Annotated in this window: 16 protein-coding genes; 8 read left to right on the top strand and 8 right to left on the bottom strand. The window is 69.2% G+C overall.

Annotated features, from left to right (window positions below; genetic code table 11):
- The first annotated feature begins 50 nt into the window (after nucleotides 1-50).
- From CUJ89_RS21370 to CUJ89_RS21360, 3 genes are all read left to right on the top strand, one after another.
- Nucleotides 51-737: a DUF4286 family protein gene (locus tag CUJ89_RS21370; protein WP_114179444.1), complete on the top strand. Its 687-nt coding sequence runs from the start codon at nucleotides 51-53 to the stop codon at nucleotides 735-737.
- An 80-nt stretch (nucleotides 738-817) separates the two neighbouring features.
- Nucleotides 818-2,137 carry an MFS transporter gene (locus CUJ89_RS21365; RefSeq protein WP_114181487.1) on the top strand — a complete coding sequence of 440 codons (1,320 nt, stop codon included), beginning with the start codon at nucleotides 818-820 and terminating at the stop codon, nucleotides 2,135-2,137.
- Nucleotides 2,138-2,186: 49 nt separating this feature from the next.
- Entirely contained in the window at nucleotides 2,187-2,888 is a 702-nt protein-coding gene (locus CUJ89_RS21360) for a DUF2848 domain-containing protein (protein ID WP_114179443.1), read from the top strand.
- 118 nt (nucleotides 2,889-3,006) lie between these two features.
- On the opposite strand, the gene CUJ89_RS21355 is transcribed toward CUJ89_RS21360, so the two are convergent.
- Nucleotides 3,007-3,987: an NAD-dependent epimerase/dehydratase family protein gene (locus tag CUJ89_RS21355; RefSeq protein ID WP_114179442.1), complete on the bottom strand. Its 981-nt coding sequence runs from the start codon at nucleotides 3,985-3,987 to the stop codon at nucleotides 3,007-3,009.
- 98 nt (nucleotides 3,988-4,085) lie between these two features.
- Here CUJ89_RS21355 and CUJ89_RS21350 point away from each other — a divergent pair, with 98 nt between their 5' ends.
- Both CUJ89_RS21350 and CUJ89_RS21345 read left to right on the top strand, forming a co-directional pair.
- Nucleotides 4,086-4,988, top strand: coding sequence for a LysR family transcriptional regulator (locus CUJ89_RS21350; protein ID WP_114179441.1), 903 nt, complete (start codon nucleotides 4,086-4,088; stop codon nucleotides 4,986-4,988).
- A gap of 66 nt (nucleotides 4,989-5,054) precedes the next feature.
- Complete coding sequence (locus CUJ89_RS21345) at nucleotides 5,055-5,270, top strand: hypothetical protein (protein WP_152036653.1); 216 nt, start codon at nucleotides 5,055-5,057, stop codon at nucleotides 5,268-5,270.
- 74 nt (nucleotides 5,271-5,344) lie between these two features.
- On the opposite strand, the gene CUJ89_RS21340 is transcribed toward CUJ89_RS21345, so the two are convergent.
- A complete protein-coding gene (locus CUJ89_RS21340) occupies nucleotides 5,345-5,542 on the bottom strand; it encodes an oxidoreductase-like domain-containing protein (protein WP_114181486.1) in 198 nt (65 codons plus the stop codon).
- A gap of 117 nt (nucleotides 5,543-5,659) precedes the next feature.
- Here CUJ89_RS21340 and CUJ89_RS21335 point away from each other — a divergent pair, with 117 nt between their 5' ends.
- On the top strand, nucleotides 5,660-6,094 hold the full coding sequence (locus CUJ89_RS21335; protein ID WP_114181485.1) for a RidA family protein: 435 nt from the start codon (nucleotides 5,660-5,662) through the stop codon (nucleotides 6,092-6,094).
- A gap of 120 nt (nucleotides 6,095-6,214) precedes the next feature.
- On the opposite strand, the gene creD is transcribed toward CUJ89_RS21335, so the two are convergent.
- The 4 genes from creD to CUJ89_RS21315 form a co-directional block, all read right to left on the bottom strand.
- Nucleotides 6,215-7,609 (bottom strand): cell envelope integrity protein CreD, encoded by a 1,395-nt coding sequence (creD, locus tag CUJ89_RS21330; RefSeq protein ID WP_114179439.1) that lies wholly within the window; start codon nucleotides 7,607-7,609, stop codon nucleotides 6,215-6,217.
- Between the two features lie 103 nt (nucleotides 7,610-7,712).
- Nucleotides 7,713-9,167: a two-component system sensor histidine kinase CreC gene (gene creC, locus CUJ89_RS21325; protein WP_114179438.1), complete on the bottom strand. Its 1,455-nt coding sequence runs from the start codon at nucleotides 9,165-9,167 to the stop codon at nucleotides 7,713-7,715.
- A gap of 15 nt (nucleotides 9,168-9,182) precedes the next feature.
- A complete protein-coding gene (gene creB, locus CUJ89_RS21320) occupies nucleotides 9,183-9,890 on the bottom strand; it encodes a two-component system response regulator CreB (protein WP_114179437.1) in 708 nt (235 codons plus the stop codon).
- A gap of 93 nt (nucleotides 9,891-9,983) precedes the next feature.
- Nucleotides 9,984-10,697, bottom strand: coding sequence for an SDR family NAD(P)-dependent oxidoreductase (locus tag CUJ89_RS21315; RefSeq protein ID WP_114179436.1), 714 nt, complete (start codon nucleotides 10,695-10,697; stop codon nucleotides 9,984-9,986).
- 303 nt (nucleotides 10,698-11,000) lie between these two features.
- On the opposite strand from CUJ89_RS21315, the gene CUJ89_RS21310 reads away from it, so the two are divergent.
- Complete coding sequence (locus CUJ89_RS21310) at nucleotides 11,001-11,708, top strand: dihydrodipicolinate reductase C-terminal domain-containing protein (protein WP_114179435.1); 708 nt, start codon at nucleotides 11,001-11,003, stop codon at nucleotides 11,706-11,708.
- A gap of 94 nt (nucleotides 11,709-11,802) precedes the next feature.
- Here the strand turns inward: CUJ89_RS21310 and CUJ89_RS21305 are convergent, their stop codons facing one another.
- Both CUJ89_RS21305 and CUJ89_RS21300 read right to left on the bottom strand, forming a co-directional pair.
- Nucleotides 11,803-12,612: an SDR family oxidoreductase gene (locus CUJ89_RS21305; protein WP_114179434.1), complete on the bottom strand. Its 810-nt coding sequence runs from the start codon at nucleotides 12,610-12,612 to the stop codon at nucleotides 11,803-11,805.
- Nucleotides 12,609-13,442, bottom strand: coding sequence for a molybdenum cofactor biosynthesis F family protein (locus CUJ89_RS21300; RefSeq protein WP_114181484.1), 834 nt, complete (start codon nucleotides 13,440-13,442; stop codon nucleotides 12,609-12,611). Before CUJ89_RS21300 ends, CUJ89_RS21305 begins: the two co-directional genes overlap by 4 nt.
- A gap of 170 nt (nucleotides 13,443-13,612) precedes the next feature.
- On the opposite strand from CUJ89_RS21300, the gene CUJ89_RS21295 reads away from it, so the two are divergent.
- Complete coding sequence (locus tag CUJ89_RS21295) at nucleotides 13,613-14,407, top strand: AraC family transcriptional regulator (protein WP_114179433.1); 795 nt, start codon at nucleotides 13,613-13,615, stop codon at nucleotides 14,405-14,407.
- Nucleotides 14,408-14,541 lie beyond the last annotated feature (134 nt).

Below are 14,541 nucleotides of genomic sequence, written 5' to 3'. Positions count from 1 at the left end.
CTTCGGGAAACTGCGGTTCCTGACACACCCCCGTCACGAGGAACCCCGCGATGACCCGCCTTTCCCTTCCGCACGGCCAGCTTTGCGTCTGGACGGATATCGACCCCGCGCACGAAGCCGACTTCAACGCGTGGTACGACCGCGAGCACATGCAGGAACGTGTCGCGATTCCCGGCTTCACGCACGCACGGCGCTTTCGCGCAACCGACGGCGGCACGCGCCAGTACCTCGCGCTCTACGTGACCGACACGCTCGACGTGTTCCGCAGCGATGCGTACCGGCGCGCATTCACGCAGCAGACCGCGTGGTCGCTCGCGAACTTCGAACGCATGACGGGTACGCAGCGGCGCGTCGGCGAACTGACGATCGAGGCCGGCGACGGCGAAGGCGCGCATCTCGCGCTGTTCGTGCTGCCGCCGGATCGCATCGACGTGCCGCACCTGCGCGAGCGCTTCGATGCCGCGCTGCGCGAACCGGGCATCCACGCCGCACGGCTCTTCTGCACCGCACCCGAGCTGTCCGCGCCGATCGGCGCCGATGCGGCCGCATGCCCGGCCGCCGACGCGCTCGTGCTGATCGAAGGCAGCGATGCGGCCGCGACGCGTCGTGTGGCCGCCGCGCTCGCCGGGCACGACGACGTGCGCACCTTCGATCTGCTGTGGCGCGCCGCCGCGCCGCTGCCGGCCGCGCGCCGCGACTGCGAAGCCGAGCCGACCGCCGCCGCGCTGTCTGCCTGACGAACGCCAACGCCGGCCGTGCCGCATTCGCGCGCGGCCGATGCGCCGGCCCCGCGCTTCATCCCGTCCTACATCACGATATGCCCGACACCATGAGCACTCTCGCCCAGCCCGCCGTCCACGCGCCCCGCCGCGTCCGCAACAGCCGACTCGCGACCGCGAGCATGATCGGCACGTCGCTCGAGTGGTACGACTTCACGATCTACAACACGCTCGCCGCGCTCGTCTTCAACCACCTGTTCTTCCCGTCGGTCGATCCGCTGGCCGGCACGATCCTCGCGTTCTCGACCTATGCGGTCGGCTACGTGTCGCGTCCGCTCGGCGGCTTCGTGTTCGGCAATCTGGGCGATCGCATCGGCCGCCGTGCGGTGCTGATGCTCACGCTCGTGCTGATGGGGCTGACGACCGCGCTGATGGGTGCGCTGCCGACCTATGCGCAGGCCGGCATCCTGAGCCCGATCCTGCTCGTCGCGCTGCGCTTCGTGCAGGGCGTCGCGCTCGGCGGCGAATGGGCCGGCGCGGTGCTGCTGTCGGTCGAGCATGGCGACCAGAACCGGCGCGGGCTGTCCGCGTCGTGGACACAGATCGGCCCGTCGTTCGGCACGCTGCTCGGCACCGGCTGCATCGCGCTCGTGACGCTGTCGACCACGTCCGAGAACTTCCTGTCCTGGGGCTGGCGCGTGCCGTTCGCGGCCAGCGCGCTGCTCGTCGTGTTCGGCTTCTGGCTGCGGCGCGGCGTCGACGAAACGCCGCAGTTCGAGCAGCTCGCCGAATCGCACGCGACCGCCGAGGTGCCCGTCGCCGACGTGCTGAAGTACCACTGGCGGCGCCTGCTGATCGCTGGCGGTTCGCGGATCGGTTCGGACGTGCTGTATGCGCTGATCGTCGTGTTCACACTGACCTACGTGACGACCGTGCTGCACCTGTCGCGCCCCGTCGCGCTGACGGCCGTGATGGTCGGCACGGCCTGCAACGCGCTCGCGGTGCCGTTCTTCGGGGCGCTGTCGGACCGCTTCGGCCGCCGGCCCGTGTATCTCGCCGGTGCGCTCGCCGGCATCGTATGGGCGTTCGTGTTCTTCGCGATGCTCGATACGGCGCGCCCCGGTGCGATCGTCGCGGCCGTCGCGATCGGCCTCGTGATCCATGCGGTGATGTACGGCCCGCAGGGCGCATTCGTGACCGAACAGTTCCCGACGCGCGTGCGCTATGCGGGCTCGTCGCTCGCGTACACGCTCGCCGGCATCGTCGGCGGCGGCTTCGCACCGCTCCTGATCGCCACGCTGTTCCGGCAGACGGGCACGACGACGGCCGTGTCTCTCTATGTGAGCGCAGCGCTCGTCGTCACCTCGATCGCGCTCATCGTCGCGCGCGAGACCGCGCACCGGCCGCTGGCGGAATGAGCGTCGCCGCCGGCTCATTCCTTCCTTCGCACTTCAAACGGATAACCGCATGCAAGCCCTGTCGTTCAACGTGATTTCCCTGCAACGCGCGCCGGCCGCCGTCGACGTCGAGATCGAGCGCGTCGTGATCGCCGGCTGGGCCGGCCGCGATCCGGAAGCGATCCGCGCGCATATCGACGAACTCGCGGCGCTCGGTGTCGCGCCGCCGTCGACCACGCCGTGCTTCTATCGCGTATCGTCCGCGCTGCTCACGCAGGCGCCGTCGATCGGCGTGCTCGGCGCACGCTCGGGCGGCGAGATCGAATGCGTGCTGGTCGACAGTCCGGCCGGCACGCTGGTCACGGTCGGCTCCGATCATACGGATCGCGAAGTCGAAGCGTACGGCGTCGCGGTGTCGAAGCAGGTGTGCGCGAAACCGCTCGGCCGCGATGCGTGGCTTTACGCGGACGTCGCGGATCACTGGGACCGGATCGAAATGCGCTCATGGCTGATCGCGCGCGGCGGCGAGCGCGTCGCGTATCAGCATGGCGCGGTCAGCGGCCTGCTGACGCCGGACGCGCTGTGGCAGCGCTTCGAAGACCGGCGTGCGATGCCGGCACGCTGCGCGATGTATGGCGGCACGGTTGCCGTGCATGGCGCCATCGCGGCAATGGCGGACGGCGATGCGTTCGAGATGGAGCTGCACGACCCGGTGCTCGGGCGCAGCCTCCGGCACCGGTATGCGGTCGAGGTGTTGCCGGTTGTTTCGTAACGGGGAGCGCGGGCGCGACTGAGGCCGATGTGCACGCCATGCCGGCCGACACCATGCATTGCGACGAACGGCATCGCGCCCGCCTGCTCCCGCTTGTCGACCGCCCGGGAACCGTCGTTCACCGCAGACACCCCAGCCCCGCCAGCGTCTCCTCCACCGCCTGGTCGAGCGGCGTCACCGGTTCGCGGCCGAGCACCGCCGTCACCCGCGCGTTGTCCAGGCGGATCGGCTCGCGCCACAGGTAACGCATCTCGAGCAGTTCGCGCAGCGTCGTCACGAACGGCGCCGCGGCCCACACGAACCACCACGGAAAGCGCCGCAGCACCGGCCGCATGCCGTGCCGCTGCGCGACGCGACTGACGGCCTCGGCCATCTGCGTGCCGTCCGCGTCCCAATGCCCGCCGAGATGAAAGCGCGCGAACGGCTCCAGCGTATCGCGGCGCTCGATCAGTTCGACCATCGTGCGTGCGACATCCGGCAGGTACGACCATTGATGGCCAACGCCCGGCTGCCCCGGCACGCTGACGGCCGCGACGGGCCGCCCCGCCTTGACGAGCCCCTGCGCAAACCAGTTGTTGCCGGCGCGCGGCCCGAAGAAATCGCCCGCGCGCACGACGATCGTACGAACGCCCTGCGCGGTCGCTTCCTGCAGCCGCCGCTCCAGTTCGACGCGGATCGCGCCCTTGCGGGTCGCCGGATGCTGCGGCGCATCTTCCCGCAGCACCGGAAACGCGTCGGCGCCGTAGTTGTAGACCGTCCCGGGCAGTACGACCGTCGCCTGCGCCACCGTCGCCGCCGCGATCGTGTTGTCGATCATCGGCAGCACCAGGGTCGCCCAGTTCCGGTAGCCGGGCGGGTTCACCGCGTGCACGATCACGCTGCAGCCGCGCGCGGCCCGCACCACCGCGTCGCGATCCATCGCGTCGCCGCGCATCCACACCATGCCGTCGCGCTCCACGACGTCGGCATCGAGCCCGCGCTTCAATGCGCGCACCTGCCAGCCCGCGTCGCGCAACTGCCGCGCGACTTCCCCACCAATCCCGCCGCTCGCGCCGAGCACGAGTGCCTGTCGTTGCGTCCCGCCTGCGTTCGTCGTCATTGCCGCACTCCTTGAATGAACCGTCTTGAGATGCATTCTGGCGGGCCGAGAGCTATCAAGGAATTGCCGAACCTAGCAGATCAGTTATACATTTATGCATGACCACCGATCTGAACTGGGAACGCTATCGCACCTTCCTCGCGGTGCTGACGGAAGGCTCGCTGTCCGGCGCGGCGCGCGCGCTCGGCATCACTCAGCCGACGGCCGGCCGCCACGTCGCGGCGCTCGAAGCCGCGTTCGGCCAGACGCTGTTCACGCGCTCGCCGTCGGGCCTGCTGCCGACCGAGGCGGCGCTCGCGCTGCGCGGCCATGCGGAGGCGCTGCGCAGCGCGGCGGCCGCCTTCGAGCGCGCCGCCGCGAGCCACGGCGCCGGCGTGCGCGGCATCGTGCGGATCTCGGCCAGCGACGTGATCGCCGTCGAGGTGCTGCCGCCCGTGCTCGCGCAATTGCGGCACGATCATCCGGGGCTCGTCATCGAACTGGTTCCGACCGACCGCATCCAGGACGTGCTGAAGCGCGAGGCCGACATCGCGGTGCGCATGGCGCCGCCCGCGCAGGACGCGCTCGTCGCGCGGCGCGTTGGCGAGATCGAAGTCGGGCTGTATGCGCGCGACGACTACGTGGCGCGAAACGGTGCGCCCGCGACGCTCGACGCACTCGCGCATCACGCGCTGATCGGCTTCGATACGGTCACGCCGTTCATCCGCTCGGCGGGGCGCGGGATGCCGTCGTGGAAACGCGATGCGTTCGCGCTGCGCACCGACAGCAACCTCGCGCAGCTCGCGATGATCCGCGCCGGCTACGGGATCGGCTTCTGCCAGACGGGGCTCGCGAAACGCGACGCACGGCTGGTGCGCGTGCTGCCGGACGGGCCCGCGATGCGGCTGGAAACCTGGGTCGTGATGCACGAGGACCTGCGGACGAGCCCGCGCTGCCGGGCGGTGTTCGACGCGCTGGCGGACGGACTGCGTGCATACGCCGACGGAGAGGCCGCCGAGTAGACGGATCGATGCGGCGTGCGTGAATCGCCCGGACGGTGCTACTCGTAGATTTTCCCGGCGAACAGGATGTCCGCCATGCGCCGCCGCATGTCGCGCGGCACGGTTTTACATCAGCAGTTGCCGCGACAGCACCTCGCGCGGCTCGGCATCGATCCGGCCGCTGTCGACTACGTGCTGGGGTTCAGGACATCGATGTTTACGCTGACGGTCGTATTGCTCGCGTGCATCGCACTGTCGACGGCGCTCGGGCCGCTGCATCGGCGGCGGCGTGCGGGCGCGTGAAACCGGACGGATTGCCCGCCAGCTGTGAGGCCCCCGAAGCAGGAACGGTGCATGCGCGCCCGCCGGCATCCGGCTCAGCGGTGATGCTTGCGCTTCGCCTGCCGCGCTTCCCAGTCGGCCAGCTCGATGCGATAGCGCGCGAGCGCGTCGTCGTACAGATCGAAGACGCACGGCGAGCAGCCGCTGTTGCAGCAGTCTTCCAGTTCAGGTTGTTGAGGCGGGGTCGGACGCGGATCGTCTGGGGACGCATCCGGCGAAGCAGGCTTGGGCACGGCTCGGATCACATGACGGGGAACATCCAGTATAAGGTGATGGCCTACGGCCTGCAGGCGGCCTTGCCGCCAACCGTGCCCCGTACCGCCGCCCCCTCGACCGACAGGAGCCGCGTCATGACAGAAGGAGTGAATCCGCCGGAAGTCTGGGCGCCGTTCGGCGCGTTCTCGATGGCCGTGATCCAGGGCGACGGCCGCATCGTCCACCTGAAGGGCCAGGTGGCGCTCGACCGGGACGGTCAGGTGGTCGGCGCCGGCGACATGCGCGCGCAGGTTCGGCAGACCCTCGACAACATTCGCGCCGTGCTCGCCGCGATGGGCGGACGGATGCAGGACGTGATCTCGCTCGTGCATTACGCGACCGACATCGATGCGTTCATGCAGGCCGGCGACCTTCGCAAGACGTACTTCGCCGAACCGTATCCGGTGACGACGACCGTTCAGGTCGAACGCCTCTACCGCGCCGACCTGATGATCGAGATTGCGGCGATCGCGGAAATTCCGCTGGCGCGGTTTCGCCAGCCGGCGTCGCCGTCGTCGTCGACGGCATGACACGGCGGCGCGCCGATGTCTCCGCGCGCCGCCCGTTCCCGTTCTCTTTCACCGCACGTCTCTCAGATGCACGCCGGCCGGGCAACGACCCGGCCGGTGTCAGCCATCAGATACGTTTCGTCACTGCCCCGACTTCCCCGTGCCCGTGCCCGTGCCCGCGCCCGGCTTGTCGGCCAGCGGCTGCCACGCCGCACCGACCGAATACCAGTCGACGCGACGCGTGAGCGTCATGATGCCGGCGAGAATCGCGAACAGCAGCAGCGAGCCGAGCATCAACGCGTTGTCTTCGGACAGCAGCAGGCCGTAGAGCGCCGCGTACAGCATCGTGAGCAGCGTCGCGAACGTCGCGCCGCGTTTCACGCTGTGCAGCACGAACGACAGATAGAAACCGAGCAGCCCGATGCATGCGCCGCTTGCCGCGAGATACGCATACGCGAACCGGATATGCTCGGACAAGCTGAGCAGCAACAGGAAGAACAGCGCGAGCGCCAGGCCGACCAGCAGATACTGGATCGGGTGAATGCGCAGCCGCTTCACGAGTTCGAACATGAAGAAGCTCGCGAACGTGAGGATCACGAACAACGCGCCGTACTTCGTCGCACGCTCGACCTGCAGATAGGTGTTCACGGGCTCGATTACCGACACCGCCGCCGTTTCGAACAGTTCCTCGCCGTTTCCGGACGCGATCTGCTCGCGCACCTTCGTGTTGAACGACGTAACGCTCCATGTGCTGCTGAAGCCATGCGCATCGATCTTGCGGCTATACGGCAGGAACGCCCCATAGAAACTCGGATGCGGCCACGTCGACTTCAGCGAGAAATCGTTCTGGTCGGCGACCGGTGCGAACGCGACCGATTGCGTGCCGAGCAATGCCAGGTCGATATTGAACGGCACGACCGCCCCGGCATTCGCGCCCGCGAACGCCGCGAGATCGAGGTTCGCATGCACGCCCTTGTGCAGGTTCTCCAACTGCGTGCCCTGCTCGAGTTCGAGTGGTTTGCCGCCGACCTTCAGCACGGGCTGTGACCGCAGCCCGCGAATATCGCCGATGCCGAGCGACACGTAGACGCTGTCGATATCGAAATTCACATGGCCGTCCGATTGCGGCAATTTCGTCAGGTCGGGTAGTGCCAGCGTGCCCGTCAGGCGGCCCGTCAGCTCGTAGACGAGCGCCTTGTAGATGCCGCGATAGCGGACATTGGTCTCCAGCGTCCCGTCAACCTTGAGCGTCTTCGGAAAAACCAGCAGGCGTTTCTTCTCGCGGTGCAGACTCGTCTTGGTCGCGCCGCCGGCGCGCGTATCGTCGCGTACGCGCGTAACTTCCGTGTACTGCACGACGAGGACCGGCCCCGTCACGACCTGCGGCCCCGCATAGCTGGACCAGACGTTCTGCAGCGCGCTGTCGCGATACGCGGAGCGATCCTGCACGATGCCGCCGACCATCTGCAGCGGAATCAGGATGAGCAACACGAGAAACGCCGTGATCACGGACTTGAACAACAGGACTCGATTCATGCTGACGGATACCGGAGTGGAAAGTACCGTCAGAATGAGCCGGCGCGGTGAAGCGCGATTGAAGCCGGCGTGACGCGAATGTGAGGCGAGCGTGAAGTCCGCTTCAACCCGCCGCCGGCAACGTCAGCGTCGCGCACGCGCCGCCTTCGTCGCGATTCGCGAGCGCGATCCGGCCGCGATGCAGCATCGCGACTTCGTGGACGAAGCACAGGCCGAGGCCGGTGCTGCGATCCTGCCCGTCCGGGCGCGGCAGCGAATAGAACCGGTCGAACACGCGCGACAGCGCGTAGTCGGGAATCCCCGGGCCGTCGTCGGCGACGCGCACGACCGCGACGTGCGCCCGGCCCGCCGGCTGCCGCTCGATCGCGATCCGGATCGTGCTGCCTTGCGGCGCGAAATCCAGCGCGTTGTCGAGCAGGTTGCCGAGCGCCTGGCGCAACAGGAACGGATCGCCTTCGACAACGGCCGGCTCCGCGTCCGGCGTCGGCGCATCGATCTGCAGGCGCACGCCGCGCTTGCGCGCGCGGGGCTCCAGATCGTCGACGAGCTGTTCGAGTTCCGGTAGCAGCGCGACCGGCTCATGCACCGACAGACGCTGCTTCTGCTCGACTTCGGCGAGCGCGAGCAGCTTGCGGATCATCTGTTCGAGGCGGCCGGCCTGGCGACGGATGTTCTCGGTGAAGCGCCGCCGGTTCGCGACGGGCATCTCTTCCTGCAGCAGTTCGGCCGCGCCGCTGATCGCGGCCAGCGGGCTCTTCATTTCGTGCGTGAGCGTGTGGATGTAGGTTTCGACGTACTGCCGGTCTTCCAGCCGCTGATGCATGCTTTCCACCGCGCGCCCGAGCTCGGCCAGCTCGTTCGCACCCTGCAGCGGCATCGCCGCGCGCTCGCCGGCCGCGATCGCACGCGCATAGCGCTGCAGGCGCCGCAGCCCGACCACCAGCCACCACGTGCACGCGACGCCGATCAGGATCGCGCCGCCCATCAGCAACGCGCCGTACAGCATGATCTTGCGCTGGCTGCGCGCGATGAACGGCGCGACCGTCTGGTTCGGCTTCGCGATCGTCAGCACGCCGATGATCGCGTTGCCGTTGCGGATCGGCGCCGCCACGTGCATCACGGTGCTGCTCTCGTCGTTCGGGTCCGAACGCGTGCTGCGTGCGCCGTACTCGCCGCGCAGCGTGCGGTACACGTCGTTCCAGCGCGAATAGTCATGGCCGACCGCGCCGCCGGCCGAGTCGTAGCGCACGATGCCGCGCGCGTCGGTGATGTAGATCCGGTAGCTGATCGTGTCCTTGCGCATCCCCCACACGTTCGCGCTGACCGGGCTCGCATGCAGTTTTTCGAGCTGACGCGCGAACGCGCCGTCGGCGATGTGCCCGCTCGCCATGTCGTCGGAAGCCAGCGTCGCGAGCACCTGTGCGGTGTCGACCAGCGTGTCCTCCATCGCTTCGCGCACGCCGGGCTTCACCTCCTGCACGAACACGCGCAGCGTGATCAGCGCGGCGAGACCGACGATCAGGAAAAAGCCGAAGAAGATGCGCAGGCCGATATGCATGGGCGATGCCGGTCGTTACGGTTGCAGCGAATAACCCATCCCGCGATGCGTGCGGATCGGGTCGCGCTCGGGATCGATCGCGCGCAGTTTCGCGCGCAACGTCTTGATATGCGTGTCGACCGTGCGGTCGGCCGAATCGAGCGCCTCGTGCCACACGAGGTCCATCAGCTGCTCGCGCGAATAGATGCGCCCCGGATGCCGGACGAGCAGCGCCAGCAGGCCGAATTCGTAGCGCGTGAGGTCCAGCGCGTGGCCGAGCCACGACACGCGCGCGCCGTCGGTGTCGAGCGCGAAGCCCGGTGCGACGGGCTCGGTTGCCGCGGCCGGCGCGGACACCGGTTCCGGCGCGGCCGTCCGGTAGAAGCGACGCAGGATCACGCGCACCCGCGCTGCCAGCTCGCGCGGCGAAAACGGCTTGACCACGTAATCGTCGGCGCCGATTTCGAGCCCGACGATCCGGTCGATTTCATCGTGCCGCGCGGTGAGAAAGATCACCGGAACATCGGTGAAGGTGCGCAGCCGCCGGCACACTTCGAAGCCGCTGAGATCCGGCAAGCCGACGTCGAGCACCACGAGATCGAAGCGCGTGTCGCGCAGGCGGTCGAGCGCCGCCTGCCCGAGCGTGCAGTGGACGGTCTGCATGCCGTCGGTGCCGAGGGCGTAGACGATCGTGTCCGCGATCGCCATTTCATCTTCGACGATCAGGATAGTGGGCTGATTCATGGTCTCAGGCTGGGCTCGCGCAATCCGGTGCGACATTGTACGCACGGCCGGACCCGGCGCGAGCCGCGACGCGGCAAGCCCCGCGCGGGCGCCCTACGCCACGCGGCCGTTCACCGGAATCGACGCGCCGGTGATCGCCTGTGCGTCGGCCGACAGCAGGAACCCGATCGTCGCCGCGATCTGTTCCGGCCGGACCCAGCGCGTGAAATCCGCGTCGGGCATGTCCGTGCGGTTCGGCGGCGTATCGATGATGCTCGGCAGGATCGCGTTCACCGTCACGCCGCGGTCGAGCAGTTCGGCCGCCAGCGCCTCGGTGAGCCGCGCGACGCCGGCCTTCGCGGCCGCGTACGGGCCCATGCCCGCGCCGGCCTTGAACGCCGCGCCCGCGCCGATGTTGACGACACGTCCGGCCGGGCTCGCCAGCAGGTACGGCAGCGCGGCCTTCGATGCGTTCAGCGCGGTCTTCACGTTCAGTTCGTACATGCGGTCCCACGTGGCGGCATCGCCGTCGGCGATCGTTTGCCACACGAATGCGCCCGCGATGTTCAGCAGCGCGTCGACCCGGCCGAATTCGCGCTGCACGGTTTCGAGCGCCCGCGCGGCGGCCTGCGGATCGACGAGATCGATGCCGCCGATGCGCAGCGCGTCGGCCGGCACGCCGGGCAGCGCCTGCGCCGCCGGGGCCGCGCCGCGGCCGATCAACGCGACGCGTGCGCCGCGCTCGCCCAGCCATGCGGCCGTCGCGACGCCCAGATGGCCGAATCCGCCGGTGATCGCGATTGCCTTGCCTTTCAGGTCGTGTTCCATCGATGTTCTCTCCTGGATCGAGGTTGCTTGTTGATGTGTGACGCATCGTTCATGCCGGCCGCGGCACGGGCGCGCACGGCCGGCGATTCGACAGCGTACGCCGTTCACGCGTCCGTGCGCATGGCGACGAGGCTGCGGCGGCGCATGCACGGCCCGGCAGGCGCGCATGCGGGCGGCCGGGCATAATGCGCGAGGCCGGTCCGGCGCGGCGCGCGGCGCACGGCACGCGCCGCGCCCGTGCCGTGCTACCGGACGGCCCGCGCCATTCCCGTCTCGAATCCTGAACCTCAACCCGTCTATCCCATGCAAGTACTCGTCGTTGGAACCGGCAAGCTGGCTAACGAGTTGCTCGGCTCGCACAAGCTCGATCCGGCAACCTGTCGCGTGATGCCGTGGTCGGACAGCGCGCGAACCGATGCGCAGCGTAGCGACGCCCGACGTAGCGACGCCCGGTCGATCGTCGTGCATGCCGGTTCCGGCCGCGAACTCGCCGCCGCGATCGCATTCTGCCAGGCCACCGCGTCGCCGCTCGTCGAACTGTCTACCGGCTCCGACCTCGAAACCGGATCGCACGACTTCCCGATCGTGCTCTGTCCAAACACGAACATCCTGATGCTCAAGTTCATGAGCATGCTGGAAACCAGCGGCCACCTGTTTCGCGACTGCGAGATCAGCCTGACGGAGTCGCATCAGGCAGGCAAGACATCCGTCCCCGGCACGGCCGTCGGCATCGGCCAGTCGCTCGGCGTGCGGCCGGAGGACATCCGCTCCGTGCGCGACCCGGACGTGCAGCGCAGCGAATTCACGATCCCCGACGATCAGCTCGGGCGCCATGCGGTTCACCGGATCCGCATCGACGACGGCGCGTGCACCCTGCAGCTCGAATCGCGTGTGTACGGCGCGACGCCCTACGCGGACGGCGTGTCGCGCATTGTCGAGGCCGTCCGGCAGCACGATCTCGAGAACCGCCGCTATTCGATCGTCGAGTTCATCCGCAACGGCTGGCTGTAGTCGCAGCGGTGTGCGGCGCGGCCGAAGATGGCGCCGCAGCAAGCACATTGCCGGCCGCGGCCTCGTCGCGGCCACCGCGCTTGCAGGTTCGCCGTTACCCGTCTCCCAGCACCGCCCCGCTCTCCGGCAATGTCGCGCCGCCGTCGACGACGATCGTCTGCCCCGTGATGTACGCCGCGTCGGCCGATGCGAGAAACAGCATCGCGTTCGCGATGTCCTCCGGCTCGCCCATCCGAGCGAGCGGAATATCGCGCGCGATCTGCGCCGCGACCGACGCGTCGCCGAGATTGCCGGCCGCCGGCGTGCGGATCATCCCCGGCTCGACGCCGTTGACCGTCACGTTGCGGCGCGCCAACTCCAGCGCCGCCGCGCGAATGAAGCCGTTCACGCCGGCCTTCGACGCCGCGTAATGCGCGAGCCCCGGATAGACGACGCGCGGCCCCGTCACCGACGACGTGACGAGCAGCCGCCCGGCCCCCGCGCGCTCGAATGCCGGCAACGCGGCCTGCGCGAGCCAGAACAGCGCCGACAAGTTGACCGACAGCGTCCGTTCGAGCGTCGGCTCGTCGATCTGCGCGAACGGTGTCAGCGGAAAATACGCGGCATTGTGGACGACGACATCGAGCCGGCCGCCGTCGCGCTCGACCGCCGCGACCAGCGCGCCCAGTTCGTCGCGGCTGGCGGCGTCCACCCGATAGGCGCGCGCATCGCCACCCGCGCTGGCGAGTGCATCGGCCTGCGCGGCGGCGGCCTCGCCGTTGAGATCGGCAAGCGCGACGAACGCATCGGATTCCGCGAAACGGCGCGCGATCGCCGCGCCGATCCCCTGTGCGGCGCCCGTGACGAGCACGACGCGGCCGCTGAAATCCGCACGCAGGCGGCCGCTGCCCGGCACGGCATTCATCGCTGCGCCTCGCCGCCGAGCGGATGCACGGTTTCGTTCAGCACCTGCGCATGGGCGCCGACCTGGAAGTTCGACAGCGTGCCGAAATCGCCGCCCTGGTAGCCGAAGATCTTGCCGTCGGTCTTGCGCTGCGCGAGGTCGATCAGCACGACGCCGAGCGTCGGCACCACCTTTTCGCGCCACACGAACAGGTACAGTTCGTCGGCGATCCTGAAGTAATGGCAGCGGTCGACATCGGCCAGCCCGCCTTCGACGCCCTGCAGGCACTGCCACGCGTAGAAGTTCTCGTTCAGGTAGATGTGCTCGTAGCATTCGGTCGGGCTGTAGCGGTACATCGTCCGCTTGCCGATCAGCTCGCGCGTGGGCCCGTGCAACGGCCCCGGCTGCGCGTGGCCGCCGAGCGTGCCGTGCCGGAACGCCGCGTCGACGCCCGTCAGCGGCAGCCCGCGCGCGACGCGCGTGAACGCGTCGATGCGTGTATCGGCTTCGGTCGGCAGCGTGCCGACGACGGACGTCCATACGCCGTTGTCGAGATCGATCACGAGACTGACCGATGTCGCGCGGGCGGCCGAATCGATGTAGTCGACGAAGTACAGCCCGTCGCGCAGCCGCGTCACGCGGCACGGCTCGCGGCCGCCCGTGTCGGTCGCCGCATCGCGCCACTGCAGCGCGCCCGGCTCGAACGTGTAGACGCGCCACACACCGGATGCGTCGCCGAGCGCCAGCGTGCGCCCGGCGAGCGCGTCGACGGACGCGAGGATGTTCGCTTCGGGCGCGAAGCCGTCCGCGAGCGCGCCAACCTGAATGAATACCGGATCCTGTCGTTCCACCTGCCGTCTCCCGCGCAGCTTCAGGCCCGGCGGGCCGTGTACGCTGCTCATGTGCACATGGTGCGGGCTGCGCGCGCCGCGCGGTATCGGCCAAAAGGATGAAGGGCGCGCGGCGCCGGAACGCGCTAGAGTGCACGTGATCCGCGCCGCAACCGGCGCGAGGAGCGCACATGCACCGTGTCACCCACTACCGACGGACGGGAGAAGGCATCGAGGCGATCAGCCTCGAATCCGACCGCGCGTTTCCGCGCCACGCGCACGACGAATTCGGGGTCGGCGTGATCGTCAGCGGCGCGCACCGGTCGTGGAGCGGCCGCGGGCAGGTCGACGCGCTGGCCGGCGACGCGATCATGGTCAACCCGGGCGAGATGCATGACGGCTCACCGATCGATGCCGGCACGGGCCGGCGCTGGCGGATGCTGTACCTCGCGCCCGCGCTGGTCGCGGGCGTCGCGGCGGAAGAAGGCCTCGGAGGCGTCGAGCTTGCGCATCCGGCGGTACGCGACGCGCGGCTCACGGCCGCCGTCGGCCACCTGCATGCGCGCATCGTCGCAGGGGAAACCCAGCCGCTCGCCCGCGACGAGGCGCTCGTGATGCTCGTCGCCGGGTTGCTGGCCCGGCACGCGAGCCGCACGCTGCCGGCGGCCGGCGTCGCGCCGGCGATCCGCGTCGCGCGGGAGCGGCTCGACGCGGCGCCAGCCGCCCCCGTTTCGCTCGCCGAGCTGGCCGACCTGAGCGGCGTGAGCCGCTTCCAGCTGCTGCGCGGGTTTGCGCGCGAGCTCGGCATCACGCCGCACGCCTATCTGATCCAGTCGCGCGCACGGCTGGCGCGCGCGCTGCTCGCCAGCGGCCTGCCGATCGCCGATGCCGCGGCCGAAGCCGGTTTTGCCGATCAGAGCCACTTGACGCGCGCATTCGCACGCCAGTTCGGGATCACGCCGGGGCGATTCACGCAGGCCGTTTGACGCTGCGGTCATCCCGGCGCAACGCCGCCGGACGCGCCGCTATCAAAGGCGGTTGCTTCGTCAACCGCAGCAGCGGCCACCCGTGCCACCGGTGCAGGCACCCAGCCCACCACCACTCGCTGCAATTTCGTTCA

It is taken from the genome of Burkholderia pyrrocinia (genome assembly GCF_003330765.1).
GTDB classification, from domain to species: domain Bacteria; phylum Pseudomonadota; class Gammaproteobacteria; order Burkholderiales; family Burkholderiaceae; genus Burkholderia; species Burkholderia pyrrocinia_B.
This window is presented reverse-complemented; position numbering and strand designations above follow the sequence as displayed.

Bases quoted from the DNA above. Each gene is read 5' to 3' on its own strand.
- CUJ89_RS21365 (WP_114181487.1), top strand. From the start codon at position 818: ATGCCCGACACCATGAGCACTCTCGCCCAGCCCGCCGTCCACGCGCCC.
- CUJ89_RS21295 (WP_114179433.1), top strand. From the start codon at position 13,613: ATGCACCGTGTCACCCACTACCGACGGACGGGAGAAGGCATCGAGGCG.
- CUJ89_RS21370 (WP_114179444.1), top strand. From the start codon at position 51: ATGACCCGCCTTTCCCTTCCGCACGGCCAGCTTTGCGTCTGGACGGAT.
- CUJ89_RS21315 (WP_114179436.1), bottom strand. From the start codon at position 10,697: ATGGAACACGACCTGAAAGGCAAGGCAATCGCGATCACCGGCGGATTC.
- CUJ89_RS21355 (WP_114179442.1), bottom strand. From the start codon at position 3,987: ATGACGACGAACGCAGGCGGGACGCAACGACAGGCACTCGTGCTCGGC.
- creC (WP_114179438.1), bottom strand. From the start codon at position 9,167: ATGCATATCGGCCTGCGCATCTTCTTCGGCTTTTTCCTGATCGTCGGT.
- CUJ89_RS21310 (WP_114179435.1), top strand. From the start codon at position 11,001: ATGCAAGTACTCGTCGTTGGAACCGGCAAGCTGGCTAACGAGTTGCTC.
- CUJ89_RS21360 (WP_114179443.1), top strand. From the start codon at position 2,187: ATGCAAGCCCTGTCGTTCAACGTGATTTCCCTGCAACGCGCGCCGGCC.
- CUJ89_RS21345 (WP_152036653.1), top strand. From the start codon at position 5,055: ATGTCCGCCATGCGCCGCCGCATGTCGCGCGGCACGGTTTTACATCAG.
- creD (WP_114179439.1), bottom strand. From the start codon at position 7,609: ATGAATCGAGTCCTGTTGTTCAAGTCCGTGATCACGGCGTTTCTCGTG.
- CUJ89_RS21350 (WP_114179441.1), top strand. From the start codon at position 4,086: ATGACCACCGATCTGAACTGGGAACGCTATCGCACCTTCCTCGCGGTG.
- CUJ89_RS21305 (WP_114179434.1), bottom strand. From the start codon at position 12,612: ATGAATGCCGTGCCGGGCAGCGGCCGCCTGCGTGCGGATTTCAGCGGC.
- creB (WP_114179437.1), bottom strand. From the start codon at position 9,890: ATGAATCAGCCCACTATCCTGATCGTCGAAGATGAAATGGCGATCGCG.
- CUJ89_RS21335 (WP_114181485.1), top strand. From the start codon at position 5,660: ATGACAGAAGGAGTGAATCCGCCGGAAGTCTGGGCGCCGTTCGGCGCG.